Below are 26,633 nucleotides of genomic sequence, written 5' to 3'. Positions count from 1 at the left end.
TTATAGCAACGGGGCTCACCTCTTCCCATTCCGAACAGAGAAGTTAAGCCCGTTAGCGCAGATGGTACTGCATCTCGTGGGAGAGTATGTCGCCGCCTTTCTTTTAAACCCTTCATCATTTATTTGGTGAAGGGTTTTTTTATGGAATAAAATCAACAGAGAAGTTAGGCCCGTTCGCGTCCCTCCCGAAACGTCGGGATCGGGAGTACTGCATCTCGTGGGAGCCGCGATAGCTATCGGGACTAATCGGGGGGCTGTCCTGAGCGCGGTCCAAGGATCGCCGCCCTGCTTGCGGGAGGTGGGAGGGTCTCGCTCCTTAAAGCCGTTGGTTCAGGTTTGCAATCGGTACCTTATTTAATAATAAAAAACCGGCACTGTCTCCCCTTTACAGTACCAGCTTAAAAAAACCTGAAAGGTTTCTTATTCTACCTCAAATTCAACGTAGTGACCACTACTCATAGGATCAGCAACTTCCGAAATAAGTGCATAAGTTCCAGGTTTCAAAACAGCTTGAAAATAGGTTCTGCCACCTTGCGCAAGTTCCTGTGAACCTCCAAGGAAACTGAATCCTGCCGGAGCCGGAGTCATAAGACCTTCTTTTTCATAGCCAATAATATTAGCCCAGTACATCCAGTCATTTAACTGGTTCCGGTCTGCGCCCTCCGGATCTTCAATTCTTACCAGGTGAACGTCAGCAGCACTTCCGGGTATAAAGTCAACAGAAAAAGTATGAAGGCCGGGTCGTTTCACTTCTCCTTCCATGGTCATTCCATTTCCGTCAATAATGAGCGATACATCAGATTTTGGTTCTTTAACCTTTGACCCTTCTTCTGTTACCCTTATCTGATCCAGCATACCAACAACTGAATGAAAATCTCCATTAGGTAACTTTACATAACATTCAATAATATAGTTCCCGGGCTGTAGGTTAATGGAAGTTACCGCTGTCTCACCTGCATCAATTAATCCTGAACCACCCGTGTTAACAGCATCAGTAAAAAACCATAAGGCTATTCCCGGATCTTGTACAGGTGCTCCTTCCCTCCAGGTCTTTAACCAGTTGTTAAAAGGAACAGTTACTTCCTCATGGTACTCTTCAAGCGTTTTGTCCTCGGGTATCTTTACAAGAATAAAGAAATGAGGTTCTCCTGTCTTGTTCAAATAGCTGAAAGTATTCCATCCGGAGGGAATTTCCTCGGGTGCAATAAAGTTCATTCCTGTAGATGTGATCTTCACTGTGTTCAACGCCTTTACACTTGCGTTAGCAACATCCAGGCCTGTAGTTTCCACTTCTTCTTTTTCACATCCCATGGTAAAAGCTGCTAAAAAGGAAAAGAACAACAGCCGCCAGTACCTGGTTTCGATAAATAATTGTAGTTCTTTCATAATCAAATATTTTAAATGGTTAATAGGCTAAAAGTAGAGGGAAAGAAAAGACCGGCGAACGCTTAATGTATAACTGGAAAATAAGACTTTATAAGTTGTAATTCTGCTAGTTATGTTTATCATTCTCCTGCTTATACTCCAGTCATAACCAACTATGAAGTCTTTGTATTTACATACCATTCTTTTTTGTAATTTAAATTGCAATCTATTCCTATGATACGAGCGGTAATTGTTGATGATGAAATAAGTGCGATAAAAAGTCTGCAATGGGAGATCAATGCTTTTTGTCCCTGGATCGAAGTATGTGCGACTTTTGTAACCCCATTAGAGGCTGTTAGAGGAATTGATCTCATTAAGCCCGATTGTGTATTTCTTGATATAGAAATGCCTCAAATGGACGGTTTCCAGCTGTTACACAGTTTGAAGTTCCGACAATTTGAGCTGATCTTTACCACGGCATATGACAACTATGCGTTACAGGCTTTTAGAGAGAATGCAGTGGATTACCTTCTAAAACCCATAGATTCCGATGATCTTAAGGTTGCTGCGGAAAGAGTTCTGGATAGAAAGAAGAACAACAGGTTGGGAGAGCAACTTCGGAATATTATGCAGGATATGAGAAAACAACCTGCTTCTAAAAAGATCCCGCTTTCTTTTGTAGATAAAACCATTTACGTGTGCAGTGAAGACATCATATATTGTAAATCTGACGGGAATTACACTGAAGTTTATCTGGCAGGAGGAAAAAAGGAAGTGGTATCAAAAAAGATTAAAGAAATGGAGGCTTTAATAAATGATCCTTCTTTCTACAGAGCGCATCACTCATTCCTGGTAAACCTTGGCTGTGTTACAGAATTTATCAAAAGTGACGGACAATATTTGATCCTCAGGGATGGGTCCAACATTCCTGTTTCCCGTTCAAAAAAAGCTCATTTACTCGAACTTCTTGGAACCTGAATAGTTGGAAGAATTAATAGATATTATACGTCAGCCTTTTCAAAGCGGCCTGCTCACTTTTTTCGCGGGGGTGCTTTCTATCCTGGCTGTATATCATTTTCTGCTGTATTTTCAGCAAAAGATCAGGTCCTATTTTTTTTACAGCCTTTATCTTTTCCTGGTATTATTTTCGATCCTTAGGTTTAGTAGTGGAAGATATCAGATAATATACATCACCTATTTCAGGGACTTTATGTACCTGCTTACAGAGGTCACTTTTGTCGTATATCTTTTCTTCGCCTACAGCTTCCTGGAAATGAAACGAAATGCACCGCGCTGGAATAAATATGTGATGCGTGCTAACCTGATATTTTTAGGAATTGCCATTCTAATACACCTTATCTCCTATTTTGTTGGTGGCTCTCATTTAAGATATTTGGGGTATACTTTCTTTCTTATATATATGCCAATCCTGGCTATTCTTTCGTACTATCCCATTCTAAAAAGACCCATTCCGTTAAGATCCTACCTCATTTTTGGGTCTTTGATCCTTTTTCTCGGGTGGCTGGGACCTGTTCTTGTTTATCAACTCAACCTCGGAAAAGACAATTTTAGGATAGCTTCCGGATTTTTTCTTCTTGCAGGAATTTTTGAGAATCTACTTTTTTCTTTGGGACTCGGCCATAAGCAAAAGTTGCTTTTACAGGAAAACAGGCAGGCAAAGCTTGAGCTCATAAGACAAAATGAAGAAAATGAAAAGCTCAGACTAAAGGTGCAGCAAAAGCTGGAAGCGAATGTGGAAACCCTGAGCAAACAGGTAGAAAGGGATAAGATCGATAAATTGACGGCTCAATATGAGCGCGAACTGGCAGAACTGAAGGTCAACTTCCTGCGCAGCCAGATGAATCCGCATTTTATCTTTAATTCGCTTAACAGTATTAAACTTTATATTATTAATAATGAAAAAGAGAATGCGGTCTACTATCTGAATAAATTTTCCAAGTTCATCAGGAAAGTTTTGGATGCTACCAGGGAGAAAATAAGTTCTTTGGCAGAAGAGTTGGAAACCATCCAGTTATATGTGAACATCGAGAACATCAGGTTTGATAATCAAATCCATCTGAAAGTTAAAATTGAAGAGGGATTGGACCTGCAGGGAATAAAGGTGCCTTCCCTTATCCTGCAGTCCTTTGTTGAAAACGCCATTTGGCATGGACTTTCTCTTGTAGACCAAAAGCAGCTCGCAATTCTTGTGAAAAGGGAAAGTGATACTGAAATAAAAATAGCAATCGAAGATAATGGCATTGGGATGAAGAGATCAAAAGAAATAAACCAGCAGAAGTTTCACCAAAGAAGATCTTTAGGGCTACAGATCACCAGAGAAAGACTTCAAATTTTCTACAAAGATTATGAAGGAAAATATTCTTTGACTTATGCCGATCTTTATCCTGAAAAAGTCAATAAGGGTACACGGGTAGAGCTCCGAATTCCTCTTAAATAGAAACTACTGCTCAATGATATCGCGGTACTCCACAAAAAATGCTTCAAGGGCCTCCATTTTTTCAGCTAACCACTCCTTTACTTTTGGCCAGTCTTTTTTGTTGTAGACACTTACATTCTCAAGTTTGACATAGATCCTGGCTATCTCTTTACCTTCGGGCAATAAATAATTTTGGTCAAAGACCACTTCTGGAAGATACTCGTTCTCTAAAATGGTTTTAAGGGACTGCAGTTTTTTAAAGTAATAAGCTCTTATCATTTCATCTTCATCAGAAATGTCAAGTGAAACCAAGGCAAGTTTACGTTCAAAACTGAATTTGAGCTGTAGCTCCTTCATTTTGGTATTGTACAGGAGCCATTTCCGGGGATATTCCCTTCCGAAGCTGGTCCAGAATTCCTGCCTTATCTTCTTTGCTTCCTCCCGGCTGAACATGTTAAATTAGATAAGCTAAAATGATCCCTACAATGATCACAGCCAGTTTCGAGAGATTGAAACTGTGATTTTTCGAGGCCTCAAAAAGAATAGTGGTCGAAACATGCAGAAATACACCTATCACGAGGGAATAAATATAGATTGAATACGTGTCAAGTGCTTCAAAACTGGAATGCAACCAGCTGCCAAGTGGCGTCATTGCCGCAAAGATCGTAAGGAATAAAATGACCCGCCCTTTGCTGATCCCTGAATGGATTAAAAAAGTAGAAAGAATGGCAGCCACGGGGATCTTATGGATCACCACTCCGTGCAAAAGATCGGTGCTTGTGTTTAATGGAAATCCTTCTAATAACGAGTGCAGAGAAAGACTGAGCAATAATAAAAGGGGGAATTTCGCCGACTCCTCTTGATGGTGCATATGGCCGTGTTCTACACCCTTGGAAAGAAATTCCAGGAAGATCTGCAACAGTAGGCCCAACATTATGAAGAGGCCTACCTGTTCGTTTCCGGAAGTATAGACTTCGGGTAACAATTCAAAAACCGTTACCGATAATAGAAAGGCTCCACTAAAGGATAGCAACAACTGGAAACCTGTTGAAGTAGATGGCTTGATGAATAAGGAAATAAGGTATCCTGCAACTACTGCCAGTAAGGGAAGTGTATAGATCATTAGTTGAAAATCAAAATCAGCCTGTCTGAAGTTTGTTCATTAAAATCCTGAAGTTCATAATTCCCAAAGATGTGCAGTAATTCTATTCCGGCTTTTTCAAAATATTCCTGAAAACCCTCCAGTGTAAGGGCTTTTACTTTTTCAGTAAAGAGATGTTCTTCGCCTTCATCCTCAAATCGGATATCTTTTACGATGTAACCGTCTTTTACGCTTCGGGAAATATCGAACTCAATTCCTTTTACAGTCTTAACTTCTTCGGGAATGAGATCCTTTATGACCTTTTTGACATTCATAAAATCTATTACACCAAAACCTTCAGGTTTCAATTCTTCTTTGATGGACATGATGGTTCGAAGGTTATCTTCTTCCTCTTCAAAATATCCTATACTCGTAAAAAGGTTAAATACGGCATCGAATTTCTCATTGACAGGTTCACACATGCAATGGGTAGCGAAGTGCAGATTTTCATTTTCGAACTGTTTGGCGTAAGCGATATTGTTTTCAGAAAGGTCCACGCCCGTTACATCAAATCCCTCCTTATTTAAAAACCGCGAATGCCGGCCCCTCCCGCAGGCAAGGTCCAGGATGGTTGCACCCGGCTTAAGTTTTAAGAACGAAACCAGGTTCTTCATGAAATTTTGGGCTTCTTCATCTCCCCGGTTCTTATAAAGAATGTGGTAGTAAGGGGTGTCAAACCACGACGAATACCAGTTTTTTTCAGCTAATTCCATATCGGTCAAAATTAATGTATTTTTGCCTCTAAGAGAAAATTAGACATGGGAAATAATTATGAAATGGTTGCCAAAACCCTTTTTGGTTTTGAACCTTTACTGGCAAAGGAATTACGGAATTTAGGAGCGATAGATGTTAAAGAAGGCGTGAGGTCCGTATCTTTTGTTGGGGATAAAGGTTTTATGTACAAAGCGAACCTTTCTCTTCGTACGGCCATTAAGGTCCTGAAACCCATTGCCAGTTTTAAGGTTTTTTCTGAAGAAGATCTTTACAAGCATGTCTATAATATGGAATGGGAAAAGCACCTGGAAGCAGAAGAAACCCTTGCCATTGATGCTACAGTTCATTCTCCAAGGTTTACACATTCCAAGTATGTGGCTTTAAAATCAAAGGATGCCATTGTAGATCGCTTCCGGAATACGCTCGGAAAAAGACCAAGCATCGACCTGGATTTTCCTACGCTTCGAATCAACATCCATATTGAAAAGGATACCTGTACTGTTTCACTTGACAGTTCAGGACAATCTCTGCATAAGAGAGGTTATAAATCGGCAACGAATATCGCCCCCATCAATGAGGTCTTGGCTGCCGGACTTTTATTACACTCCGGATGGGATGGGCAATGTGATTTTATGGATCCTATGTGCGGGAGTGGTACTATTCTAATTGAAGCTGCCATGATCGCGTGCAACATTCCGCCGAACCTGAACAAAAAAGAATTCGGATTTGAAAAATGGAAAGATTGGGATGAAGACCTTTTTGAGAAGATAGAAGAATCAGTTTTGAAAAAGGTGCGTGATTTTCATTTTACGATCAAAGGTTATGACAAGGCTCCTTCGGCAATAAGAAAGGCCAAGGATAATATTGACAATGCTAATCTTTCAGAATTCATCACCGTGGAGCAGGCTGATTTCTTTACTACTGAAAAGAAAACCGAACGCCACCTGCACATGATGTTCAATCCTCCATATGGAGAACGACTGGAAATAGACATGCCGGAATTTTATAAATCGATCGGGGACACCTTAAAACAGGGATATCCCGGTACAGAGGCCTGGTTTGTGACTTCTAATATAGAGGCTATTAAGCATGTTGGGTTGAGACCCAGCCGTAAGATCAAGGTCTTTAACGGCTCCCTAGAATCCCGATTATTGAAGTACGAGATCTACGAAGGCAGTAAAAAAGCGAAAAAACAGGATCTCTAAAGGCGATTCCTTTTGTATAGCGGGATAAGGTAAGAGATTGAATACCCGTAGCCAACTCCATAGAAGCTTCCGTCATAGGTGCGGTTGAAACCCGGAATATAAAGGTTGTCAAAATTATTTGGTTTCACCTCTGTGACCCTTCTTTTCAATTCCACGTGGGTACCCAGGTAAAGGTTAGTCAGTACTTCGACTTTCACCCCCAGTTGCAATTCGATCCAGCTGGCTGTAAGATCTTTGAATTCCTGTGGCTCCACACGTAAATCTGGTTCAAAATAACTGTCATTGGTATAAATTGAATACTCCTGAAGTTCGGTGGAGAAGGTGGAAAATCCGTAGCGCAAGCCTGCGTAGATCATGTTTTGCATGCCAATCCAGTTGTTATAGGCATTGTAATCGGCTCCCACTTTGATATAGCTTCCTTTTGCCGAAGCAGTAACATTGGTTTCAGCTATGAGATTTTCTTCAGTACCCAATTCGGCAGCGAGGTAATAGTCGTCATAAATGCGATAGTCCCCTTTGATTTCCAGTCCCTGGTAATCGGCATCGATGAGGCTTCTTACCGGTTTACTGATGTCAACTCCTAACCGGAGGCCATATTTTTCGCGATACACAAGAGTATCGGCAACCTGATCTTCCTGAGCAGTCAATGCAGAAGATGAGAAAACGAAAAGACTAATGAGTAAAAGAAATATGTGCTGCTGTTTCATTTTCTACATTTTCTTGTAAAACAATTTCTCCCTGTATCCAGTTATCGTCATCATTAGTCACTGTTACATCCAGGTTTCTATACGCAATTTTATATCCGCAGGCGCGGTTAAGGTAGACCGGAGTGGGATCGTAGGTGAAAGTGACCACGTCTTCATTCTCATTTGGAGTTCCGCTCGAGGAAATGAACCTGAATTCGGTAAAGGTTTCATTTGTTTTCAGCGGAATTGCCACCTGGTTTGCAGTTGTAGGTCCAAGAAACCTCGACTCCTTATCTGAAGCGATCACTACAAGATTCGAAACCGCTTTCAGACTTGACGGATCTTCAGCATCATAAAATTCGATCACCAGCATTGGAGTGGTCTCGGTATCCTGCGGGCAAAGATCATCTTTTTGACACCCGGCAAACAGCAGGAAAATACCTGCTGAAAAAAGCCATTTTTGGAACCTGATTATTTTCGGAGTTCTAAACATACCACATTTTCTACGTGAAACGTCTGCGGGAACATATCTACTGCCTGCACCCGTGTCACTTTGTAATGCTCATCCAGTAAAGCCAGATCCCTTGCCTGTGTGGCAGAATTACAACTTACATAGACGATACGCTTCGGCAAGATACCAATAATTTGTGCAACTACATCCTTGTGCATTCCGTCCCTTGGGGGATCTGTAATGATCACATCGGGATGGCCATGCTGCTTAATAAAGTCTTCTGTAAACACCTTTTTCATGTCCCCGGCGTAGAATTCAGTATTTTCTATTCCGTTGTTGCGTGCATTTTCCCTGGCATCTTCAATAGCTTCTGGTACTGCTTCAACTCCTACTACTTTTTGTGCTTTTGCAGCTACAAATTGAGCAATAGTACCTGTTCCGGTGTAAAGATCATATACCAGCTCGTTTCCGGTAAGGCCCGCAAAGTCGCGAGTGATCTTGTAAAGTTCATAAGCTTGTGCAGAATTGGTCTGATAGAAGGACTTTGCGTTGATCTTGAATCTGAGTCCTTCCATTTCTTCAAAGATGTGATCTTCTCCTTTGTAACAAATGACTTCCTGATCGTAAATGGTGTCATTTCCTTTAGAGTTGATCACATACTGAAGGGAAGTGATCTCCGGAAACTTTTCTGCGACGAAATCAAGTAATAATTCCCTTTGCTTTCTGTCATCTTCAAAAAACTGAAGCAACACCATGATCTCTCCCGTTGAAGAAGTACGGATCATCAGCGTACGTAACATTCCTTTCTGTTCCCTGGTGTTGAAAAAGGAAATATTATTCTTAATTGCGAATTCTTTGATGCTGTTACGAATCCCGTTGCTGGGTGCCTGTTGCAAATGACATTCCTTAATATCGAGGATCTTGTCCCACATTCCCGGAATGTGAAAACCAAGTGCGTTACGTTGCTCGATCTCTTCACCACTCTGTATCTCCTCCTGAGTTAACCAACGGCTATCGCTAAAGGAGAATTCCATTTTATTCCTGTAAAAATAGATCTCCTTGCTTCCTAGAATTGGGGTGATCTCAGGAAGTTCTATTTTTCCAAGCCTTCTCAGGTTATTTTCAACTTCTTTCTGCTTATAGAACAACTGGTGTTCATATCCCATGAACTGCCATTTACAACCTCCACAAACGCTAAAATGTATACACGGCGGTTCCACCCGCTTATCTGAAAACTTGTGGATCTTTGTGGCTGTGCCTTCGTAATACGCTTTTTTCTTTCTGGTTGTCTGTACATCAATGACATCTCCCGGAACCGCGTTGCCAATAAAAATGACTTTTCCGTCAGGGGCCTTGGCAATACTCTTTCCTTTAGCGCCGGCATCTATGACTTCAAGTTCTTTAAATTCTTTATTTCTGTTCTTTCTTCCCATGCGGCAAAAATAGGATAAAAGCTAAGATTTAAAGGGCTAAGGCTTTAAAAAATCGGGAAACATTTAGTAATTTGCGACTTCTCAATTCAGGATGATTTCTCTCCTCAAATTACCGGTTTTTAGGTACTTCTGGAAAGCAGGAATTTGAAGTAATAACATGTAAAATTGAACAAAATGACAGTTTCAGAAAAAATTTCATCACAAGAAGCCATTCGGCTGGAAGAAAAATACGGGGCCCATAATTACCACCCGCTTCCGGTAGTCCTTGAAAAAGGAGAAGGTGTTCATGTGTGGGATGTGGAAGGAAAGAAATACTATGATTTTCTTTCGGCTTATTCCGCAGTAAACCAGGGGCATTGTCATCCTAAGATAGTAGGGGCAATGACTGCTCAGGCTCAAAAACTGGCGCTTACCTCCCGTGCTTTCCATAATGATGTATTGGGAAAATATGAGAAGTTCGCCACCGAATATTTTGGTTTCGACAAGCTTTTGCCAATGAATACAGGGGCAGAGGCCGTAGAAACCGCTATCAAGATCGCCCGTAAATGGGCTTACGAGGAAAAAGGGGTGAATGAGGCCGAGGCCAAGATCATTGTTTGTGAGAATAACTTCCACGGAAGAACCACTACCATCATCTCTTTTTCTAATGACGAAGATGCACGTAAGAACTTTGGTCCTTACACTCCCGGATTTATAAAGATTCCATACAACGATACCGAAGCTTTGGAAAAAGCTTTAAAAGAGAATGAACATGTTGCAGGATTCCTTGTGGAGCCAATTCAGGGTGAAGCCGGGGTCTATGTGCCTTCTGAAGGTTTCTTGAAAAGAGCGAAAGCTTTATGTGAGCAGCACAATGTTTTGTTCATTGCTGATGAAGTTCAAACGGGAATTGCAAGAACAGGAAAACTTTTAGCGGTTGATCACGAAGAGGTGAAACCGGATGTACTGATACTTGGAAAAGCCATTTCCGGAGGGGTTTATCCCGTCTCAGCTGTACTGGCCAATGATCCTGTAATGAATGTGATCAAACCCGGGCAACACGGTTCCACTTTTGGAGGGAACCCTGTGGCTTGTGCGGTGGCAATGGCAGCCCTTGAAGTGATCAGGGATGAAAATTTAGCTGAAAATGCTGAAAAATTAGGGAATCTCTTCCGCAGATTGATGGATGATTATATCAGGAATTCTAAGATCGTGAACCTGGTTCGCGGAAAAGGACTTTTAAACGCTATTGTTATTAATGATTCTGAAGACAGTTCTACTGCATGGGATATTTGTATGCAGCTGAAGGAGAATGGACTTCTCGCGAAGCCAACTCACGGAAATATCATCCGCTTTGCTCCCCCGCTTGTAATGAATGAGGAGCAGTTGAGGGACTGTGTGGATATTATAACTAAAACTTTAAAAGAATTTGAGTAAGTAGTTGTAAAACAATTATTTAAATAAAATAAAAAAAGCTGCCGGATGGCAGCTTTTTTACTATTGAAGAAATTCTAAAAGTTATACTCCATGTCTCGGGTCATCTCCTGTAATCCATCCCAACCGTAGATCGCTATTGAAACAATGGTGGCGATCAGGTACAGGGAGGAAAGTACTATTCCTATGATCGCTAGAATTCTTCCCGTTTTGACATTGTCATAGCCTTTATAAATATCAGGATCTGCGGCGTAGACCTCTCTGGCTCGTTTAGCGAGTACGAGGGCCACAATTCCGAAAATGAGACCAAGTACGCCATAGCAGCAACAGGTAAGGATTGAGAGGATTCCGAATACAAGAATCAAAGTTGAATTTGGTAAAGTTGGTTTTTCCATAATTTTTGGTTAGTTAATTTATTAGAAAACTCATTTTATGGGTGTAGGCTATTACTATAATGACAGCATTCAAAATAATAAGTCCGGCCTTTACGTGCCAGTCAAATTTGAATTTAAAGAATAGGTTGAATACCAGGAAAAAGAGCAGTAGTAGTATGGTGTATATAGCAGGATACATATGCCAGGCAGCCGAAAATTTTCCCTGGAGAACCATGACCAGTGCCCTTTGTGCGCCACAACCCAGGCAGTCAATTCCAAAGAGCTGTTTGTTTAGGCAGGGGAGCATAAATTCTTCCATGGCTATCTTTTGTAAACCGATATTTTTTTGGTGATGGTTTTACCTTCAGCATCCGTAACCTTTACGAGGTAAACTCCTGTTGCCCAGTGTTGGGTAGCAATACTCACGGTTCTGAGTTTTGGGAAATTGTTTCGGAAATAGAGCTTTTTTCCCTGTAGATCAAATACAGCTACAGATCTCAAAGGCAAAAAATCCTTGTTTACAATCTCCAGTTCCTGCATAAGGTTATTTTGAAAAATGGAGAAACCACTTTCCTCTTCAGAAGTTGTCACCGGTTCCCCGGGAAGCTCTGCAAATTCAGATGCATCAGTAAACGCGACTTTAAACCTGGAGTGATAGTTTCCAGGTTGGAGGGTGATATGAAAAGGAGCTTCTGAAATGTCGTGGTAGCTGTTGGTTTCAGAATCTAAGATAAGAATATTTTTGATCCCTGAATTTTCTTCCAATCCGTTTGAGATGGTTATCTGAGTTTCGCGGTTTTCGACCTTAAGAAAAAGTGGAATTTGGTCAGTAATATTGAAAGGTCGCACATCGATAATGTAATTGGTGTCCTCATGTAACCAACCGGCATCGGTAGGTGCCTGGTTGTAAGCAATAGCATCCATCGCCTTATCTATTTGCGGTGTTGATTGTGACCAGAAGGCAAGCGTAAGACTGCGGGTGTAATATTCATCAAAGCTTATCTCCAGTCTTACTTTTGGGATAGTGGTCAATTTCGTGGAGGCGACTTTATTAGCACTGGAAGGAATAGCTGCGCCAGAATTACCTTCTTTTGCTGGGTAGCGGTGAGCATTTCTGAATTTTACCGGCGAACCATTCACTCCTTGCAGCATGAATCCCTGTGCTATTGGTAAGGACCTGCGTTCATAGTGTTTTCCATAATTACCGAAAGACTTTTCAGAAGCACCGTAAGATTTAAGCAATGGCCGTTCATAGACTCCGGTAGTACAGGGATCAATTGGGCTGAAAGCACCGTATCCGCCCTCATAGTCTGAGAGGTAATGAGAATTCCCCTTTTCTTTGGAATCCCAGAAATATGCGATTCCGGTAGTTGCATTATTTCTGGTGATGGTACCGTAACAAGAGGATTCCAGAGTTCCCTCTCCTGAATTCTCCAGAAGGAAGAGACTGAGATCCAGCAGAGACGGATACGGATTCCCCACCAGAACGATCTCATCTTCGGCTACAGCCACCTCGATGTCTCCAGAATTAGGGAGGCCCCTAAAATCATAGCGCTGTTCATTTCCCGGGTTATTTGCCACTCCTTCCACTTCAGTGGGATCTTTGCCATCAACACCTTTCATGGTGAAACCTAATCCGGCAGGAATAGAGATATTGCTCCCAATATAGTTCCAGCTCGAATATTCCTTGCCGGAGAAAGTATAGATCCAGCGGTTAGAGATCGTGAGCGGAGAAGAAGTTCCATTTAGTCCGGAAGTAATATTGACCGGACTGCTGTTGGTACTAGTTAACGGACTCTGAAGCATAGGGATCCCAAAAAGGGCATTTTGAGCAGCTGTTGTTCCCACCGGGGAAGCCCAATAATTATAATCGTAAGCATTGGTGCTGCCTTTTTGAAAAACAGACAGGCTGCCGGTCCCGGAATTTGACTTCTTCTGAGATTTTCCCTGGATGAGTTGACCTTCCCGTCGCAGATAAATACTCGCTTCTGTTCCTGATGAATTATTTTTTTCGAGGTGGATGTTATCTCCTACAAATAATACGTCAGCCTTGACATATAAGAAATTATCCTTGCCCGGGGCTGAAGGTTTTACTGTAAGTTGGGCGCAACAAATTTGTACTGCAAATAAAAATGCAGTAAAGGGAATTAATCCTCTCATTTTACCGAAATTTGCAGGGGGAAGTTTTTACTCAACCACAATATACTATCGTTTTTTAATAGTAGGTTGTTGATAAACAAATAATTATGAAAAAAAATAATTCTCAACTTATAAATACCTTTCTAATAGTCTTTGGTGGTGCATTGTTGATCTTTCAGCTGTCTACAGAAGAGAAAAACGTCTATATCCTAATAACCGGATTTGTAGCTTTAATGTGGGGGCTATACAGAGCCACTAATCATTGGACCATCACAAAAGATGATCACAAGCTGGAAAATGAAGAGGAACCTGAAGAAGAGAAATTCTAGAAATGTTCAAACCCGGAGATAAAGTAGCAGTACTTGATGAAGATCTGGAAGGGATCGTTATTTCCGTTTCCGGAACTGAGGTGGAGATAGAGACTTCCGAAGGATTTTCGCTGAGCTTTGAGGCCACAGATCTTGTTAAACTGCAGCAATCCTTTCCGGATATTATTCCTGCAGATGTCGAAGATCTTTCCGAAGTGATAAAGCAAAAGGAAAGTTCCAAAAAGCCAAAGTCCAGGAGAATTAAACCCAAGGAACGCAATCAGCCGCCCATGGAGGTTGACCTGCATATTGAAAAACTGGTTCCCAGGACCGGCGGTTTAAGTAATTACGATATCCTGAGCATTCAAACAGATACTGCAAAAAGGCAGCTGGAGTTCGCCATGAAAAAGCGCATTCAAAAAGTGGTTTTTATCCACGGAGTAGGAGAAGGTGTGTTGCGGGCGGAACTTGAAACGCTATTTCACCGTTATGAGAACATCAAGTGGTATGACGCCGATTACCAGAAATATGGATTGGGTGCTACCGAAGTTTATATTTTTCAGAATTACTGATCTTCCGTTCCTGCCGGTTCTATGGTAATTCTCTGGCTCGGCGAATCGTAATATCCAAGCTCATAGTTTTGAAGGCGTATCTGTTCGCCATCGCCACCCTGATTTACCAGCGTAAGATTTTCTACTGTGAAAAGGTATCTGAAGGTTCTGGTAATTGAATTTTCCCTGAAGGTATCCACTACAAAAGAATCGGTGATCACCGGATTTAAATAATGCGGAAGCCCTTCCTCATTTTGATCGTCGGCCGGATTGTTATTTCTGTTCCAGTCCTCGTAGCGGGTGATGACTCCGTCATTATCATCATCTGCATCAAGATAATCGGGGGTGCCGTCGTTATCTGAATCAGGATAGTTTCCAACCGAGTTTGTCGCTTCCACTTCAGTTTCTACACGGGTAAGGATATTGTCGCCATCATCATCGATATCCAGATAATCTGGAATTCCGTCTCCGTCTGTATCTTTTTCAAAACCTTCTGTAGCAGTAGGCACACCATCTCCGTCATGATCTGTAGCATTCTTAAGAGTGGTGGTGATAAGGACCTCCCCTCCGGAAGTACTGCGGAATTCTTCCGTTACGTTGGGCGTTACCGGCGGAATGATACTGCAGAAGTAACTGTTTTCCACCTTTCCATCGAAAACCCGGTAAACTACCTGATTGGTGCTGTTAAGAGGAACGCTTATTTGTCCTTCTTCCGTAGAAAAGAATTGTGGGGTAGGAGTGTCGAGGTTAAATCTAAACGCAATAGCTTCAAAGACCTGATCGTTGTTGATATTGAAAACAACCTGTTGTTCGTCATCTCCACACCACTGAAGTTGTTGATTGTCAAAATTAAAATCGGTCACAATAATGTCCCCGTCATCACACGAAATCAGAAGAATTGCAGCAAAGAAAAGGACAAATATTTTTTTCATTATTCCGGATTTTCAGCAAAATTAAAAGTAATATATAATTTATACCGGGTCTTTCTAATATTTATTTAAATCTGCTATTTTTGTGCACCATGAAAAAAGTCTACTTTGATAATGCCGCTACCACTCAGATCCGTGAGGAAGTAGTGGATAAAATGGCCAAAGTCATGAAGGAAGTTTACGGTAATCCGTCTTCCACTCATTCTTTTGGTCGTTCTGCAAAAACCCTGATCGAACAGGCCCGCAAAACCGTGGCTAATCTGCTGCACGTTTCTCCTTCTGAAATAATTTTTACTTCTGGAGGTACTGAAGCTGATAACCTCGTTTTAAATTCGGCCGTAAGAGACCTTGGTGTAAAGCGGATCATTTCTTCACAGATCGAACACCACGCGGTTCTTCATTGTCTGGATAAGCTGCATGATGTTTTTGGAGTTAAGCTCGAGTATGTGGCTCTTGATGACTGTGGAAGGATCGACCTGGAGGACCTGGAGAAAAGGCTTTCTTCTACTGAAGAGAAGACGCTGGTAAGTTTGATGCATGTAAACAATGAGATTGGAAATCTGCTGGATATTGAAAAAGTGGGAAATATGTGCCGGGCCCATAATGCCCTGTTTCACTCAGATACTGTACAGTCTGTAGGACACTATGAACTGGACTTTTCTAAAATTCAGGTTGATTTCACAGCTGTGAGTGCTCATAAATTTCATGGCCCTAAAGGAGTAGGCTTTGCGTTCATCAGAAAGAACAGTGGCCTGCAACCTCTTATTTTTGGGGGAGAGCAGGAGCGGGGCTTCAGGGCTGGAACCGAATCTGTTCACAATATTGTGGGTCTTGAGGAAGCACTTAAGCTTTCTATGGAACAGCTGGAGGAGGAAAAGGAATACATAACTTCTCTAAAAAGCTATTTTGTAGATCAATTGAAGAAGGAGATACCCGGAGTTAAATTCAATGGAGATTGTGACGATTTTGAACACAGCACCTATACGCTTATTAATGTTTGTTTGCCCGTTTCCAGCGAAAAAGCGCTGATGTTGTTGTTCCAGCTTGACCTGCATGGTATTGCCTGCTCAAAAGGAAGTGCCTGCCAGAGTGGAAGTGACCAGGGATCCCATGTTTTGAGTGCTTTCCTTTCGGCAGAGGATCTTAAAAAACCTTCTTTACGTTTCTCTTTTTCGAGGTATAATACCAAAGAGGAAGTAGATTACGTGGTCAAGGTACTGAAAGAATTTATTGAGCAGTAAGCCTAGAGTTTTATTCCTATTTTAAGGTTGTATACCCGCGGAGTAAGATAATTCGGTACCGCATACTGGGTCTTGGAATACACATCCCTTACAAAGGTGTTGGTAATGGCATTTTGAGTATCAAAAATATTCAGGATCTCCAGGCCTACAGAAACTTCCTCAAAGCTTTTTAACCAGTGATCTTCATTGGAAGATTCCGGACTCTTCAAAAGGTAAAAAAGGCCCAGGTCTGCCCTTTTATAATCGGGTAATCTTCTTTGATACAGGTATGGATCGGCGTAAGCGGGGGAACCACCGGGCAAACCGGTATTATAGACAAGGTTTAGATACATTTTTAGATCGGGAAGGCGCGGCACGTAGTCCTGAAATAACATTCCGAATTTCAAGCGTTGATCTGTTGGGCGGGGGATATATCCGCGGTTCTCAATATTTTCTTCCGTTTTTAAATATCCAAAGCTCAACCAGCTTTCTGTACCTGGGACGAACTCCCCATTGAGCCGTATATCGAGTCCATAAGCATAGGCTTTGGTGTCATTATTGGCAAGGTATCGAATGCGTACATTTTCCAGGGTGTAGGCATTGACATTGTCCAGATCTTTGTAATATAATTCTGAATTTAGTTTGAATGGCCGTTCAAAGAACCTGAAACTATACTCATGACTCAGCACAAGGTGAATGGACCGATGGGCTTCTACGGAAGGATTTAATTCTCCGGAAAGATCCCTGAGCTCCCTATAGAACGGAGGCTGAAAATAGAGTCCGCCCGAGATCCGGAAGACCATATCTTTTTTCCAGGCCGGTTTTATGGCAAATTGACCTCGTGGACTTACAACTGTTTGTAGCGGAGAGGAATTTGGTGTATTCACTTTCCAGGAATGGCTTCTTACTCCCAGGTTGATCCAACTTTCATGTTCACCGATCCTGAACCGGTTGCTCCATTGCAAATAAGCCTGATACCTGTTGATGCTTGTTTTATGAGAAACTCGCACTTCAGTGAATGGTCTTATGGGTGCGGTATATGGTTCATAAGGTTGGTTGTTCACAAAATCAGGCAGGGGAGGCCGTACCGAAAAACCTGCAGAATCAACGATCTCGTATTCCCTTACCCGGTCCTGAATGTCTTCACGGGTAAATTTAAGTCCGTATTCAAAACTGCTTTTTTGGAGCCTGATCACTCCTTTATGTGCAACATTCAATATAAGTGCATCCAGCTTATTCCGGGCGTGAGTGAGTTGAGCACCAATCCCTTCGGAATATTCCACTTTTCCGAAGTTCTCTCCTCCAACTTCAGCATTTAACCTGCCCATCCGGTATTGGGCCACTATGTCAAAATATTCCTGTTCCCGTGTGTTGTAAACCGAAACACTATTATGAGTGGTATAGGATTCGTGCGGTTGATAGTTAAGCATAAAGCCTCCAAAATAGGTGCGATAGATATCCTCTTCCTGTCCATTGTAGTAAACCACCAGTGCCCGTGGATCCTGAAAAGTTCCGAAATTTGTCTGCCTGGTAAGCGGTTGATAATTGTAGACGTTCTCTGAAATATTTCCGAGAAAACTAATTTCGGCTTTCTGTGAAAGTTGGTAACTCAATAAAGTTTGAACATCTGCAAATTTTGGGAAATAGTTAGTTTCTGTCTGCCTCGCTTTAACCAGCAGACTGTTGTCTCTGTACCGCAGACCGGTAAGAGCCCTGAATTTTCTATTTTTTGACACTCCTTCCACCGAAAGGCTTCCTCCAAGAAGGCTGGCTTCCAGTGACGCAGCGAAGTCAACAGGCCGCCTGTAGGTGATGTCCAGTACCGAAGAAAGTTTATCCCCGTATTTTGCCTGGAAACCACCTGCTGAGAATTGAATATTTTGTACCAGATCAGGGTTGATAAAGCTCAGCCCTTCCTGTTGGCCAGATCGCACGAGGAAAGGTCTGTATATTTCCATTCCATTGACGTACACCAGGTTCTCGTCGTAGTTTCCACCTCTAACCGAATACTGGGTGCTAAGTTCATTATTAGAGCTTACGCCCGGCAGGGTCTTTAGTAAATTCTCAATTCCCGCATTGGCACCGGGAAGTCTGCGAATGGTTTGCGGATCAATTACGGTTACTCCTTTTAAATTCTGCAGATCTGAGGAGGTGATCACAACTTCTCCTATCTGTTCGGTGGTCTTTTTTAAGACGGGATTAAATTCCAATATACTTTCAGGACTCAGAATGAAACGCTGAACCAAGTCAGCATAAGTAAGGTGTGTAAAAAATAGTGTGACCTCCCGGTTAGCAGGTATTTCCAATCGGAAAAACCCATTTTTGTTGCTTTCAGTACCGAGATTTTCAGAAACAAAAACAGAGACAGACTCCACAGGTTGTCGCTCTTCATCTAATATGATCCCCTGGATCACCGCTTTTTGAGAGAAGCCATGGTTCCATATCAGCAGACCAAGAAGAAGAACGAAAGAGGAGGTTTTCAACTATTTTCGATAAAAGGTACTTTCAAATATAGTGGTATTTCCTACATTATCAGTAACCTCAATCTTCAGGTGGTTTTCAGTTTCGGTAACTACGCCGTCAGAAAAATCATGAGTGAGCAAATTCTTCTTGTACTCGTATTCCATTAGAATGAATTTTCCGTTGACGGTGGCACGGTACTGCTTTATCCCGGAAAGGTCATCTGAAATTCTCACTTTCAGATCTTTATTGTTCGAGATCCATTGTCCATCCCTGAAATTCACCGGGACAATTTTAGGCGGTGTGTTATCTGAAGCCAGGGTAAAGGTTCCGAAGTTTCTCGTCTTCGTAGTGAAACGTTCCACGTCCTTGTAGGTGGTGGAATAGTTTGGTTTCCCCCATTTATTGATCTCTGCAATGAACAATTGTTCGCGGTCTTCAGGTTTGTATTTACTTACGTCAAAACCAATGGTAACATAGCCCTGCAGTGGAATTACGTCTTCATGTAACTTGACCTTCTCGTCTTCAAAAACCACGTCCAGGTAATGATCTTCATACAAGCAGTTCTTCGGAATGTAAACGTCAATTCCTTTGTCTTTAAATGCACAGCCCTTTCCGGCTTCAGCATAAAAATCTGAAGTAAATTCAGGTTTTTGACTGATATTCTCTTCCTGTTTTCCCTGAACCGGTACACGTACAATACGTTCATTACCCGCAAAATCAGTGACCTTGATGGTATAGGTATAGGATAAACTGTCCTTTACTTCCAGAAGTCCGTCATTGGAAAGGTCAGAATAAATACTTAATGGGTTTGTTGGTTCTACAAAGAGTTTTTGGATGCGAGTGTTATTCTGGGTGTAGTAACCATAGTCGATGAGCTTATTCAGGTGCCGCGTTTCAGCAAAAGAAAATTTCTCAAAGTTGGCCTGAAAGAGTTTTTCCCCATTAGCAGAAGTTTCAATCCGGTAGACGCCATTCTGGTTTGGAGCGCCGTCCTGTTGATCAATAGTCGTGATCCCAAACCCAATGCTGCCACAGGCTTCTATTTTTGGAGCCACGTAGGTGCCGTCGCTTTGCGGAATTAAATTCAGTTTTTGACGTTGAGCAGATCCATTTACATGTGCCTCCTCACCGGCAGGGTATACATAAAGCCCCTGCACGAGTGGAGTTCGAGTATCCTTTATATCAATCCCGAACATTAGCGGATTCATTGGGCGTTGCTGCCCATCTCTTATTTCAAAATGCAGGTGGGGTCCGCCACTGCCACCGGTGTTTCCGCTGATGGCGACCAGCTCACCACGTTCCACACGTAACTCTTCGGCAGAAGGGAAAAGCTCTATTTCGTAGCTTTCCTTTTCGTATTGTTTCTTCTTAATAAAAGCTTCTATTTCCGGAGAAAAACTTTGAAGATGTCCATAAACGGTGGTATAGCCATTTGGATGCTGGATGTACAGTGCTTTACCGTAGCCGTAGTGTGAAATATTTATCCTGCTCACAAAACCTTCGGCTGCTGCGAGCACCGGCAAGCCTTCCCTTTGCTGCGTCTTTATATCCAGTCCACTGTGAAAATGATTGGAACGCAACTCACCAAAAGATCCTGCAAGGACCAGGGGAATGTCCAGGGGAGGATCAAAATACTCTGTAGGGATCTGGTATTGAGCAGTTAAATTAGAGGTTAAAAAGAGGAAACCTACGGCATATATCCATTTCATGATAAGGGATAATTTTTACTTTTTTATAGCGGTTAAATATAGGAAACCCTTCGGGAAAATTAAACTGTTATTTATGAGCAGTTTAAAATAATTTTAACCCTTCGCCGGAAAATAGAGTTCAAAATATTGGGATATTTCGGGAGGTATGTTAACTTTGTAAGGGTTAGCAGCAGGATTAGCTTTTATGAGTGATTTAACAGAAATAGTTGATAATCTTGAATTTAAGATAGCCAGCTTACTTCAGAACTATAACCGACTGGAGCAAAAGCAACAAATCTTACAAGAAGAATTATCAAAATTAAAGGCTGAAAAACAGGAACTGGAAACCAGCCTTGAAGCTTCTGAAAATCGTGTTCAAACTCTGAAGGCTGCCAATGCGCTGCTTGGCAGTAATGATTATAAAAAAGAAACCAAGCTAAAGATCAATGGCTTGATTAGAGAGATTGACCAATGTATTGTTCAACTTTCTGAATAGAAGAATAAAATGTCGAATCAGCTTAAAATTAAGGTTTCTATTGCGGACAGAGTGTATCCCATGACCATACTTCCAGAGCAGGAAGAAGGTTTGCGGAAGGCTGCCAAGAAAATAGAAGCTATGATTAAGCAATTTGAACAGAGTTACGCCGTTAGGGATAAACAGGATGTGCTTGCAATGTGTGCATTACAGTTTGCAGCACAGACTGAACAAAAAGTGATTGACAGCAATAGCGAGGTAATACTCGCCGCAGACAAATTACGTTCTCTTAACGACCTGCTTGATAAGCATTTGGTTTAACTGTTCTTTGAAGTAAAAAAAGTAAAGGTTACTGCCTGTATTAGTTATTTTTTTTGATAAACTCAACACCAATTCTTTAAAGAGGGTGAGTTTAAGTTGTAAAAGCGTGCCGTCTTAGAGCGGATACTTGATCAGCTTGTTAGCCCTAAACGTGATTTAGAGAGTTTATACAAAACCACTACTAATACAGGCTTTTTTTATATATAAATTTAAACAATGGAAACACTGACTATAACAACCATTATTATTTCTGTGGTCGTTGGCCTTGCAATTGGTTTTGGAATCGCAAAGTTCCTGGAAAGGAAAAATGCTTCTAAAGTCATTCAACGTGCTAAAAAATCGGCTGCGGGAATTTTAAAAGAAGCCAAGCAGGAAGCAGAAGGTATTAAGAAAGATAAGATCCTGCAGGCGAAAGAGAAATTCATTGAACTTAAAAGCGAACATGAGAAGGTAATCCTGGCGAGGGATAAGAAGATTGCAGATGCCGAGAAAAGGATAAGAGACAAGGAATCTCAGGTCTCCAGTGAACTTGCGAAGAACAAGAACCTGAATAAGGACCTGGAAGAGAAGATCGCCGATTACAACCATCGCAACGAAGTACTTGAGAAAAAACAGGAAGAAGTAGACAAACTTCACAACAGTAAAGTGCAGCAGCTGGAGGTGATCTCCGGACTTTCTGCGGAGGACGCCAAAGCACAATTGGTAGAGTCACTGAAAGATACCGCTAAGGCAGATGCCATGGCACTTGTACAGGAAACCCTGGAAGAGGCAAAACTTACCGCACAACAAGAAGCCAAAAAGATCATCATCAATACCATCCAGAGAATAGGAACCGAAGAGGCAATAGACAACTGTGTCTCTGTCTTTAACCTGGAAAGCGATGATGTAAAAGGACGCATCATTGGTAGGGAAGGTCGTAACATTCGTGCAATAGAAGCGGCCACCGGAGTAGAGATCATCGTTGATGACACTCCTGAAGCTATTATCCTCTCCTGCTTTGATTCGGTACGAAGAGAGGTTGCAAGATTATCTCTGCATAAACTGGTAACAGACGGAAGGATTCACCCGGCGAGGATCGAAGAAGTGGTTAAAAAGACCACCAAGCAAATTGAAGAAGAAATTATTGAGGTAGGGAAAAGAACGGTGATCGACCTTGGAATCCATGGATTGCACCCGGAACTGATCCGTATTGTGGGAAGAATGAAATATCGTTCTTCATACGGTCAAAACCTGCTGCAACACTCACGTGAAGTAGCAAAATTATGTGGCGTAATGGCTGCTGAATTAGGTCTGAATCCGAAGTTGGCTAAACGCGCAGGATTACTACATGATATCGGAAAAGTACCTGATTCAGAAACTGAAGTACCTCACGCTATCCTTGGAATGCAGTGGGCCGAAAAATATGGAGAGAAACCAGACGTATGTAACGCAATAGGGGCTCACCATGACGAAATAGAGATGAACTCTTTACTTTCTCCAATTGTACAGGTTTGTGACGCAATAAGCGGGGCTAGACCGGGTGCAAGAAGGCAGGTACTGGATTCTTATATTCAAAGATTGAAAGACCTTGAGGATATCGCTTTTGGCTTCAACGGCGTGAAAAAGGCTTATGCTATTCAGGCAGGTAGAGAACTTAGGGTGATCGTGGAAAGTGAAAAAGTGAGCGATGATAAGGCAGCTAACCTGTCTTTTGAGATCTCACAAAAGATCCAGACAGATATGACTTATCCCGGTCAGGTAAAAGTGACCGTGATCAGGGAGACCCGTGCGGTCAATATCGCAAAATAAAGACTGAAAAATATCATTTTTAAAGCACCTGCTTCATTTGAAGCAGGTGCTTTTGTTTTATAGCTGGTCTAATTTTCATACTTTCAAGGGAAATTAAAAGAAATGAAGAAGAAGTACCTGTTAATTCCAGTCTTTCTTGTTTTGTTTTACCCGTTAATTATGTTGTTTCGGGTAGAAGAGGTGTTGGGAACGGGTACTTTAGAGCAGGGGAGAGAGATACTTTTGGATTTCCAGATCAGTATCTGGATCTGTTGGGTGGTGCTGGCCTGTATCGCAGTGTATTACAAGTGGACCCAAAAAAGAGATTTTTTCTTTGTCTTTTGCTACGGATTTTTGCTGGTTGCCTTCGGAATATTCGGTTACCTGAGCCAGGAATTTCTGCTACTATACAGTCTTGACAATCCATTTAAGGACAATTATACTTATGCTGTACTCCAGGCGCTTCAGAATATTGTGATGGCTGGCGTGCTTACCGGATTTCTGCAGGGAGCCGTATGGTGGTTCACCAGAAGGTGGCACCGGAGATGATCATTGATCTTACTACTATAGTTCTTCGGAAGAAATGATCCTTCCACCGATTTTTTTAATATGCTCCTGCACCTGCCCGTAATTCTGAGCATCAAGGGGCATGGCAGCATCTTCGATCAAAGTTGCTTTAAAACCCTCTTTAAGCGCGTCCAGAAGGGTGAAATTCACACAGATGTCAGCAGCCAGTCCACAGAAGTATAGATCCTGCGCATTTTTATCCTTTAGATAACCGGCCAGGCCGGTACTTTTTTTGTGACCATTGTCAAAGAATCCGCTGTAGCTGTCTATTCCTTCCTCCATTCCTTTCCGGAAAATAGCTTCTACAGGATCCATGTTCAAGTCAGGGTGAAATTCTGCGCCCGGTGTGCCTTGAACACAATGCGGAGGCCATAATTTTTGTTCCAGTCCGTTAAGGTCGATCACTTCAAATTCCTTTTTACCCGGATGATTTACAGCAAAACTTTTGTGTGAAGCCGGATGCCAATCCTGTGTGGCCACCACCAGATCAAATTCAGGAATGATTCGGTTTATTACAGGAATTATTTTATCCCCTTCAGGGACTTCCAATGCGCCCCCGGGCATAAAATCTTTTTGAGCATCGACAATTATCAGCGTTCTCATAGACTACTTTATTTTGTGTTCCTGTATCAGCCTGTCCCGCTCTTCCTTTAAACGCAAACTGATGCCCACCTTGTAGAGGTGCGGATTGAAAAATCGCTTGAATTCCTGCGGAAGTTTTGCCAGACGTTCCTTGCTAAAAGTGGCAATTTCTTGCAGGCTTTTTGGTTCTTCCAGAATTTTGCCATTTTCCATGACCTTGTGCAGCAGCGCTTCTTTCTGATCTTCAGCAATGGAAAGAAATTTTAATGGATCAAACGGGTGGAACATCATTTCCGGATCTTTTTCTTCCTGCATACATACCACGTCAGCTCCTAAAAAATTACCTTCTTTGTCCAGCATCCGGAAAACCTGTTTTTTATGAGGCAATGTCACTTTTGAAATTGTTTCCGAAAGTTTTATGCGTGGCTTATTATCGAAAAATGATAATTTATAGACTCCGTCCAAAGCAGAATCGGGATTTCCTGTGACTAAATTTGTTCCCACTCCGAAGATATCTATTGGAGCCTCCTGGTCCAGTAAACTTTTGATCAAATGTTCGTCCAGTTGATTGGAGACGGAGATCTTCACGTAGTTCAGACCTTCTTTATCCAGCATTTCCCTGGTCTTTCTGGCGAGATAAGCGAGGTCGCCACTATCAAGCCTGATCCCTTTTAGTTTATGCCCCTTTTTCTCCATTTCATGAGCCATAGTAATGGCATTGGGAATTCCGCTTTTTAGAGTATCATAAGTATCTACCAGGAGAATGGTATTGTTAGGATGTATCTCTGCAAAATCACGAAAAGCCGTAAGCTCATCATCATAGCTTTGGATGAATGAATGGGCCATGGTTCCGGATACTGGAATACCAAAATCCCTTCCGGCTGCAGTATTGCTGGTGGCATCAAAACCACCTACTACGGCGGCACGGCTGGCGTGGTAACCACCCAGGCCCTGGGCCCGGCGAAGACCAAAATCAATTAGGGTTCGTCCCTTTGCCTGCACGCTCATTCGGCTTGCTTTGGTTGCAATGAGCGTTTGAAAATTCAAAATATTCAGCAGGAGGGTTTCAATGAGCTGGGCTTCAATAATGTTCGCTTCCACCCGTACCACCGGTTCCCCTGGAAAAATAATATCACCTTCTTTGGCGCTGTAGATAGTACCCCGAAATTTGAATTTCTTCAGGTATTCAAGGTATTCCTGATCTAATCCAAGGGTGCCTAAAAATTTAATGTCTTCTTCAGTGAAACTCAGATCTTTCAGAATATTCAGAAGATCCTGCAAACCCGCGAATATGGCATACCCCCCTTCAAAAGGTAATTTCCGGAAGAAATAATCAAAAACTGCTGTATCATGTGTGTGGCCCTTCAGAAAATATACCTGCCCCATAGTGAGCTGATATTGATCTGTATAGGTGCCTGAAAAAGAGATCATTTTGTTGTGGAATTATAGTTCGTCTTCAGCCCTTTCCAGGTACTGGTCCTGTTTGTGCCAGTCAAATCTATAGGAGAGTCCGGCTGCCACCTGCCATCTTGAAGGTGTATCCTTGAAATTTATAAGGCCTGAAACATCAGCCTGAAAATTCTTGTGGAACAAATAAGCCAGTCCGCCGCGGAAGATCTCGTCACTGTAAATGTCACTTATGATCTCCTGAAATTCAATAAAGGCTGCAAACTTTTGATTAAAAGAATGGGTGAGGGTGACGATCCCGGAATAAGTAGGGTAATCCTGGCCTATTTTGTCGGCTATAAGGTTAATGACAAAGACCCAGCCGCCGGCCCAGTTATTCTGGGAGATAACAGCAAATCGTGGTGAAAACTTTCCTTCCCCTTCATACAGGTAAGGATTGTCCCCGAAAGCAAAATTTGCACCTGCATAGAGCGAAACCGCCGGAATTAAGGTGTTCCAGTCGAATTTTTGATTGGCTTTCCAACTATAGAGGTTCACTTTCCGCTTTTTGCCATTCTTATAAGGATCGTACACCAGGTATTTCACCCCAATAGCATTCGAGTCAAAGTTTGCAATATCGTAAGTACGATTCTGGCTGCCTATGAGATAAGTAGTTGATTGGTTAAGGAAGGAGCCCATCAGATTAATTTCCAACTCTTCAAAAAGGAGACCGAAGCGAACCATGTATTCAATTCCCCATAAATCGGTTTCATTTTGAAGGAGGCTGTGTTCATCCTTTCCAAATTTACCTCCTGCCTCGAATTGCAGTACCCCGGGACCTACGGCAAACGCACCCTGAGAATTACCGGGGCGGTTAGAATTTATGGTCTCAGTGTATTGCGCATGCGAAACTGAAAATCCTAGAAAGAACAGGACGACAAAAGACTTGAAAATCTTCATATTTGGGCTGATTGGTTACGATCAAATATAGATATTTTATCATTTTTTTCTGCTCACA

At 42.0% G+C, this 26,633-nt stretch carries 27 protein-coding genes, 1 rRNA gene and 1 other RNA gene; 13 read left to right on the top strand and 16 right to left on the bottom strand.

Going from position 1 to position 26,633, the window contains the following annotated elements:
* Positions 1–101 (top strand): 5S ribosomal RNA (gene rrf / locus ACNORC_RS13355); the annotation flags it as partial.
* Positions 102–420: 319 nt separating this feature from the next.
* Here the strand turns inward: rrf and ACNORC_RS13350 are convergent.
* Positions 421–1,386 (bottom strand): hypothetical protein, encoded by a 966-nt coding sequence (locus ACNORC_RS13350; protein WP_418336155.1) that lies wholly within the window; start codon positions 1,384–1,386, stop codon positions 421–423.
* Between the two features lie 213 nt (positions 1,387–1,599).
* On the opposite strand from ACNORC_RS13350, the gene ACNORC_RS13345 reads away from it, so the two are divergent.
* The gene (locus ACNORC_RS13345; protein ID WP_418336154.1) at positions 1,600–2,343 is read left to right on the top strand and encodes a LytR/AlgR family response regulator transcription factor; all 744 of its coding nucleotides are present in this window, start codon (positions 1,600–1,602) and stop codon (positions 2,341–2,343) included.
* 4 nt (positions 2,344–2,347) lie between these two features.
* A complete protein-coding gene (locus tag ACNORC_RS13340; protein ID WP_418336153.1) occupies positions 2,348–3,823 on the top strand; it encodes a sensor histidine kinase in 1,476 nt (491 codons plus the stop codon).
* Positions 3,824–3,826: 3 nt separating this feature from the next.
* On the opposite strand, the gene ACNORC_RS13335 is transcribed toward ACNORC_RS13340, so the two are convergent.
* From ACNORC_RS13335 to ACNORC_RS13325, 3 genes are read right to left on the bottom strand one after another with little or no spacing between them, the layout of a single operon-like run.
* Entirely contained in the window at positions 3,827–4,255 is a 429-nt protein-coding gene (locus tag ACNORC_RS13335) for a DUF4268 domain-containing protein (RefSeq protein WP_418336152.1), read from the bottom strand.
* 1 nt (position 4,256) lies between these two features.
* Entirely contained in the window at positions 4,257–4,925 is a 669-nt protein-coding gene (locus ACNORC_RS13330; RefSeq protein WP_418336151.1) for a ZIP family metal transporter, read from the bottom strand.
* Positions 4,925–5,656: an SAM-dependent methyltransferase gene (locus ACNORC_RS13325; protein ID WP_418336149.1), complete on the bottom strand. Its 732-nt coding sequence runs from the start codon at positions 5,654–5,656 to the stop codon at positions 4,925–4,927. The genes ACNORC_RS13330 and ACNORC_RS13325 overlap by 1 nt, the downstream gene beginning before the upstream one ends.
* A 45-nt stretch (positions 5,657–5,701) precedes the next feature.
* On the opposite strand from ACNORC_RS13325, the gene ACNORC_RS13320 reads away from it, so the two are divergent.
* The gene (locus tag ACNORC_RS13320) at positions 5,702–6,862 is read left to right on the top strand and encodes a THUMP domain-containing class I SAM-dependent RNA methyltransferase (protein ID WP_418336148.1); all 1,161 of its coding nucleotides are present in this window, start codon (positions 5,702–5,704) and stop codon (positions 6,860–6,862) included.
* Here the strand turns inward: ACNORC_RS13320 and ACNORC_RS13315 are convergent.
* Genes ACNORC_RS13315 through rlmD form a run of 3 tightly spaced genes read right to left on the bottom strand, consistent with a single transcriptional unit; the run spans position 6,859 to position 9,432 of the window.
* Positions 6,859–7,569 (bottom strand): DUF6048 family protein, encoded by a 711-nt coding sequence (locus ACNORC_RS13315; RefSeq protein ID WP_418336147.1) that lies wholly within the window; start codon positions 7,567–7,569, stop codon positions 6,859–6,861. The two genes, ACNORC_RS13320 and ACNORC_RS13315, sit on opposite strands and share 4 nt — an antisense overlap.
* Positions 7,535–8,041: a DUF6452 family protein gene (locus ACNORC_RS13310; RefSeq protein ID WP_418336146.1), complete on the bottom strand. Its 507-nt coding sequence runs from the start codon at positions 8,039–8,041 to the stop codon at positions 7,535–7,537. The genes ACNORC_RS13315 and ACNORC_RS13310 overlap by 35 nt, the downstream gene beginning before the upstream one ends.
* Positions 8,020–9,432: a 23S rRNA (uracil(1939)-C(5))-methyltransferase RlmD gene (gene rlmD / locus ACNORC_RS13305; RefSeq protein ID WP_418336145.1), complete on the bottom strand. Its 1,413-nt coding sequence runs from the start codon at positions 9,430–9,432 to the stop codon at positions 8,020–8,022. Before rlmD ends, ACNORC_RS13310 begins: the two co-directional genes overlap by 22 nt.
* 174 nt (positions 9,433–9,606) lie before the next feature.
* Here rlmD and rocD point away from each other — a divergent pair, with 174 nt between their 5' ends.
* Entirely contained in the window at positions 9,607–10,848 is a 1,242-nt protein-coding gene (gene rocD / locus ACNORC_RS13300) for an ornithine--oxo-acid transaminase (RefSeq protein WP_418336144.1), read from the top strand.
* A gap of 74 nt (positions 10,849–10,922) precedes the next feature.
* On the opposite strand, the gene ACNORC_RS13295 is transcribed toward rocD, so the two are convergent.
* Genes ACNORC_RS13295 through ACNORC_RS13285 form a run of 3 tightly spaced genes read right to left on the bottom strand, consistent with a single transcriptional unit; the run spans position 10,923 to position 13,379 of the window.
* Entirely contained in the window at positions 10,923–11,240 is a 318-nt protein-coding gene (locus ACNORC_RS13295; RefSeq protein WP_418336143.1) for a CCC motif membrane protein, read from the bottom strand.
* Positions 11,241–11,253: 13 nt separating this feature from the next.
* Positions 11,254–11,538, bottom strand: coding sequence for a DUF2752 domain-containing protein (locus ACNORC_RS13290; protein WP_418336142.1), 285 nt, complete (start codon positions 11,536–11,538; stop codon positions 11,254–11,256).
* Positions 11,539–11,540: 2 nt separating this feature from the next.
* Positions 11,541–13,379: a DUF8693 domain-containing protein gene (locus tag ACNORC_RS13285; protein ID WP_418336141.1), complete on the bottom strand. Its 1,839-nt coding sequence runs from the start codon at positions 13,377–13,379 to the stop codon at positions 11,541–11,543.
* A gap of 86 nt (positions 13,380–13,465) precedes the next feature.
* Here ACNORC_RS13285 and ACNORC_RS13280 point away from each other — a divergent pair, with 86 nt between their 5' ends.
* Complete coding sequence (locus tag ACNORC_RS13280; protein ID WP_418336140.1) at positions 13,466–13,687, top strand: hypothetical protein; 222 nt, start codon at positions 13,466–13,468, stop codon at positions 13,685–13,687.
* A 2-nt stretch (positions 13,688–13,689) separates the two neighbouring features.
* On the top strand, positions 13,690–14,238 hold the full coding sequence (locus ACNORC_RS13275; protein ID WP_418336139.1) for a DUF8465 domain-containing protein: 549 nt from the start codon (positions 13,690–13,692) through the stop codon (positions 14,236–14,238).
* On the opposite strand, the gene ACNORC_RS13270 is transcribed toward ACNORC_RS13275, so the two are convergent.
* Complete coding sequence (locus ACNORC_RS13270; protein ID WP_418336138.1) at positions 14,232–15,149, bottom strand: hypothetical protein; 918 nt, start codon at positions 15,147–15,149, stop codon at positions 14,232–14,234. The genes ACNORC_RS13275 and ACNORC_RS13270 overlap by 7 nt on opposite strands.
* A gap of 89 nt (positions 15,150–15,238) precedes the next feature.
* Here ACNORC_RS13270 and ACNORC_RS13265 point away from each other — a divergent pair, with 89 nt between their 5' ends.
* Positions 15,239–16,387 (top strand): cysteine desulfurase family protein, encoded by a 1,149-nt coding sequence (locus ACNORC_RS13265; RefSeq protein ID WP_418336137.1) that lies wholly within the window; start codon positions 15,239–15,241, stop codon positions 16,385–16,387.
* Between the two features lie 2 nt (positions 16,388–16,389).
* On the opposite strand, the gene ACNORC_RS13260 is transcribed toward ACNORC_RS13265, so the two are convergent.
* Both ACNORC_RS13260 and ACNORC_RS13255 read right to left on the bottom strand, forming a co-directional pair.
* Positions 16,390–18,849, bottom strand: a complete 2,460-nt coding sequence (locus tag ACNORC_RS13260; RefSeq protein WP_418336136.1) for a TonB-dependent receptor — start codon at positions 18,847–18,849, stop codon at positions 16,390–16,392.
* Positions 18,850–20,538, bottom strand: coding sequence for a M23 family metallopeptidase (locus ACNORC_RS13255; RefSeq protein WP_418336135.1), 1,689 nt, complete (start codon positions 20,536–20,538; stop codon positions 18,850–18,852).
* Between the two features lie 184 nt (positions 20,539–20,722).
* Here ACNORC_RS13255 and ACNORC_RS13250 point away from each other — a divergent pair, with 184 nt between their 5' ends.
* The 5 genes from ACNORC_RS13250 (at position 20,723) to ACNORC_RS13230 (ending at position 23,629) form a co-directional block, all read left to right on the top strand.
* Positions 20,723–21,013 (top strand): hypothetical protein, encoded by a 291-nt coding sequence (locus tag ACNORC_RS13250; RefSeq protein WP_418336134.1) that lies wholly within the window; start codon positions 20,723–20,725, stop codon positions 21,011–21,013.
* A 9-nt stretch (positions 21,014–21,022) separates the two neighbouring features.
* Positions 21,023–21,313: a cell division protein ZapA gene (locus ACNORC_RS13245; RefSeq protein ID WP_418336133.1), complete on the top strand. Its 291-nt coding sequence runs from the start codon at positions 21,023–21,025 to the stop codon at positions 21,311–21,313.
* Positions 21,314–21,373: 60 nt separating this feature from the next.
* Positions 21,374–21,480: non-coding RNA, 6S RNA (gene ssrS / locus ACNORC_RS13240), on the top strand.
* A 49-nt stretch (positions 21,481–21,529) separates the two neighbouring features.
* Positions 21,530–23,101: a ribonuclease Y gene (gene rny, locus ACNORC_RS13235; RefSeq protein ID WP_418336132.1), complete on the top strand. Its 1,572-nt coding sequence runs from the start codon at positions 21,530–21,532 to the stop codon at positions 23,099–23,101.
* Positions 23,102–23,203: 102 nt separating this feature from the next.
* Positions 23,204–23,629 carry a hypothetical protein gene (locus ACNORC_RS13230; protein ID WP_418336131.1) on the top strand — a complete coding sequence of 142 codons (426 nt, stop codon included), beginning with the start codon at positions 23,204–23,206 and terminating at the stop codon, positions 23,627–23,629.
* A 15-nt stretch (positions 23,630–23,644) separates the two neighbouring features.
* Here the strand turns inward: ACNORC_RS13230 and pncA are convergent, their stop codons facing one another.
* From pncA to ACNORC_RS13215, 3 genes are read right to left on the bottom strand one after another with little or no spacing between them, the layout of a single operon-like run.
* Complete coding sequence (gene pncA, locus ACNORC_RS13225) at positions 23,645–24,250, bottom strand: bifunctional nicotinamidase/pyrazinamidase (protein WP_418336130.1); 606 nt, start codon at positions 24,248–24,250, stop codon at positions 23,645–23,647.
* A 3-nt stretch (positions 24,251–24,253) separates the two neighbouring features.
* A complete protein-coding gene (locus tag ACNORC_RS13220; protein ID WP_418336129.1) occupies positions 24,254–25,660 on the bottom strand; it encodes a nicotinate phosphoribosyltransferase in 1,407 nt (468 codons plus the stop codon).
* 12 nt (positions 25,661–25,672) lie between these two features.
* Entirely contained in the window at positions 25,673–26,575 is a 903-nt protein-coding gene (locus tag ACNORC_RS13215; RefSeq protein WP_418336128.1) for a transporter, read from the bottom strand.
* Positions 26,576–26,633 lie beyond the last annotated feature (58 nt).

Source organism: Salinimicrobium soli (genome assembly GCF_048323655.1).
GTDB classification, from domain to species: Bacteria; Bacteroidota; Bacteroidia; order Flavobacteriales; family Flavobacteriaceae; genus Salinimicrobium; species Salinimicrobium soli.
The sequence above is the reverse complement of the archived record's forward strand: the minus strand, read 5'-3'. Positions and strand labels throughout refer to the sequence as shown.

Bases quoted from the DNA above. Each gene is read 5' to 3' on its own strand.
- ACNORC_RS13350 (WP_418336155.1), bottom strand. From the start codon at position 1,386: ATGAAAGAACTACAATTATTTATCGAAACCAGGTACTGGCGGCTGTTG.
- ACNORC_RS13345 (WP_418336154.1), top strand. From the start codon at position 1,600: ATGATACGAGCGGTAATTGTTGATGATGAAATAAGTGCGATAAAAAGT.
- ACNORC_RS13335 (WP_418336152.1), bottom strand. From the start codon at position 4,255: ATGTTCAGCCGGGAGGAAGCAAAGAAGATAAGGCAGGAATTCTGGACC.
- ACNORC_RS13330 (WP_418336151.1), bottom strand. From the start codon at position 4,925: ATGATCTATACACTTCCCTTACTGGCAGTAGTTGCAGGATACCTTATT.
- ACNORC_RS13325 (WP_418336149.1), bottom strand. From the start codon at position 5,656: ATGGAATTAGCTGAAAAAAACTGGTATTCGTCGTGGTTTGACACCCCT.
- ACNORC_RS13320 (WP_418336148.1), top strand. From the start codon at position 5,702: ATGGGAAATAATTATGAAATGGTTGCCAAAACCCTTTTTGGTTTTGAA.
- ACNORC_RS13315 (WP_418336147.1), bottom strand. From the start codon at position 7,569: ATGAAACAGCAGCACATATTTCTTTTACTCATTAGTCTTTTCGTTTTC.
- ACNORC_RS13310 (WP_418336146.1), bottom strand. From the start codon at position 8,041: ATGTTTAGAACTCCGAAAATAATCAGGTTCCAAAAATGGCTTTTTTCA.
- rlmD (WP_418336145.1), bottom strand. From the start codon at position 9,432: ATGGGAAGAAAGAACAGAAATAAAGAATTTAAAGAACTTGAAGTCATA.
- rocD (WP_418336144.1), top strand. From the start codon at position 9,607: ATGACAGTTTCAGAAAAAATTTCATCACAAGAAGCCATTCGGCTGGAA.
- ACNORC_RS13295 (WP_418336143.1), bottom strand. From the start codon at position 11,240: ATGGAAAAACCAACTTTACCAAATTCAACTTTGATTCTTGTATTCGGA.
- ACNORC_RS13290 (WP_418336142.1), bottom strand. From the start codon at position 11,538: ATGGAAGAATTTATGCTCCCCTGCCTAAACAAACAGCTCTTTGGAATT.
- ACNORC_RS13285 (WP_418336141.1), bottom strand. From the start codon at position 13,379: ATGAGAGGATTAATTCCCTTTACTGCATTTTTATTTGCAGTACAAATT.
- ACNORC_RS13280 (WP_418336140.1), top strand. From the start codon at position 13,466: ATGAAAAAAAATAATTCTCAACTTATAAATACCTTTCTAATAGTCTTT.
- ACNORC_RS13275 (WP_418336139.1), top strand. From the start codon at position 13,690: ATGTTCAAACCCGGAGATAAAGTAGCAGTACTTGATGAAGATCTGGAA.
- ACNORC_RS13270 (WP_418336138.1), bottom strand. From the start codon at position 15,149: ATGAAAAAAATATTTGTCCTTTTCTTTGCTGCAATTCTTCTGATTTCG.
- ACNORC_RS13265 (WP_418336137.1), top strand. From the start codon at position 15,239: ATGAAAAAAGTCTACTTTGATAATGCCGCTACCACTCAGATCCGTGAG.
- ACNORC_RS13255 (WP_418336135.1), bottom strand. From the start codon at position 20,538: ATGAAATGGATATATGCCGTAGGTTTCCTCTTTTTAACCTCTAATTTA.
- ACNORC_RS13250 (WP_418336134.1), top strand. From the start codon at position 20,723: ATGAGTGATTTAACAGAAATAGTTGATAATCTTGAATTTAAGATAGCC.
- ACNORC_RS13245 (WP_418336133.1), top strand. From the start codon at position 21,023: ATGTCGAATCAGCTTAAAATTAAGGTTTCTATTGCGGACAGAGTGTAT.
- rny (WP_418336132.1), top strand. From the start codon at position 21,530: ATGGAAACACTGACTATAACAACCATTATTATTTCTGTGGTCGTTGGC.
- ACNORC_RS13230 (WP_418336131.1), top strand. From the start codon at position 23,204: ATGAAGAAGAAGTACCTGTTAATTCCAGTCTTTCTTGTTTTGTTTTAC.
- pncA (WP_418336130.1), bottom strand. From the start codon at position 24,250: ATGAGAACGCTGATAATTGTCGATGCTCAAAAAGATTTTATGCCCGGG.
- ACNORC_RS13220 (WP_418336129.1), bottom strand. From the start codon at position 25,660: ATGATCTCTTTTTCAGGCACCTATACAGATCAATATCAGCTCACTATG.
- ACNORC_RS13215 (WP_418336128.1), bottom strand. From the start codon at position 26,575: ATGAAGATTTTCAAGTCTTTTGTCGTCCTGTTCTTTCTAGGATTTTCA.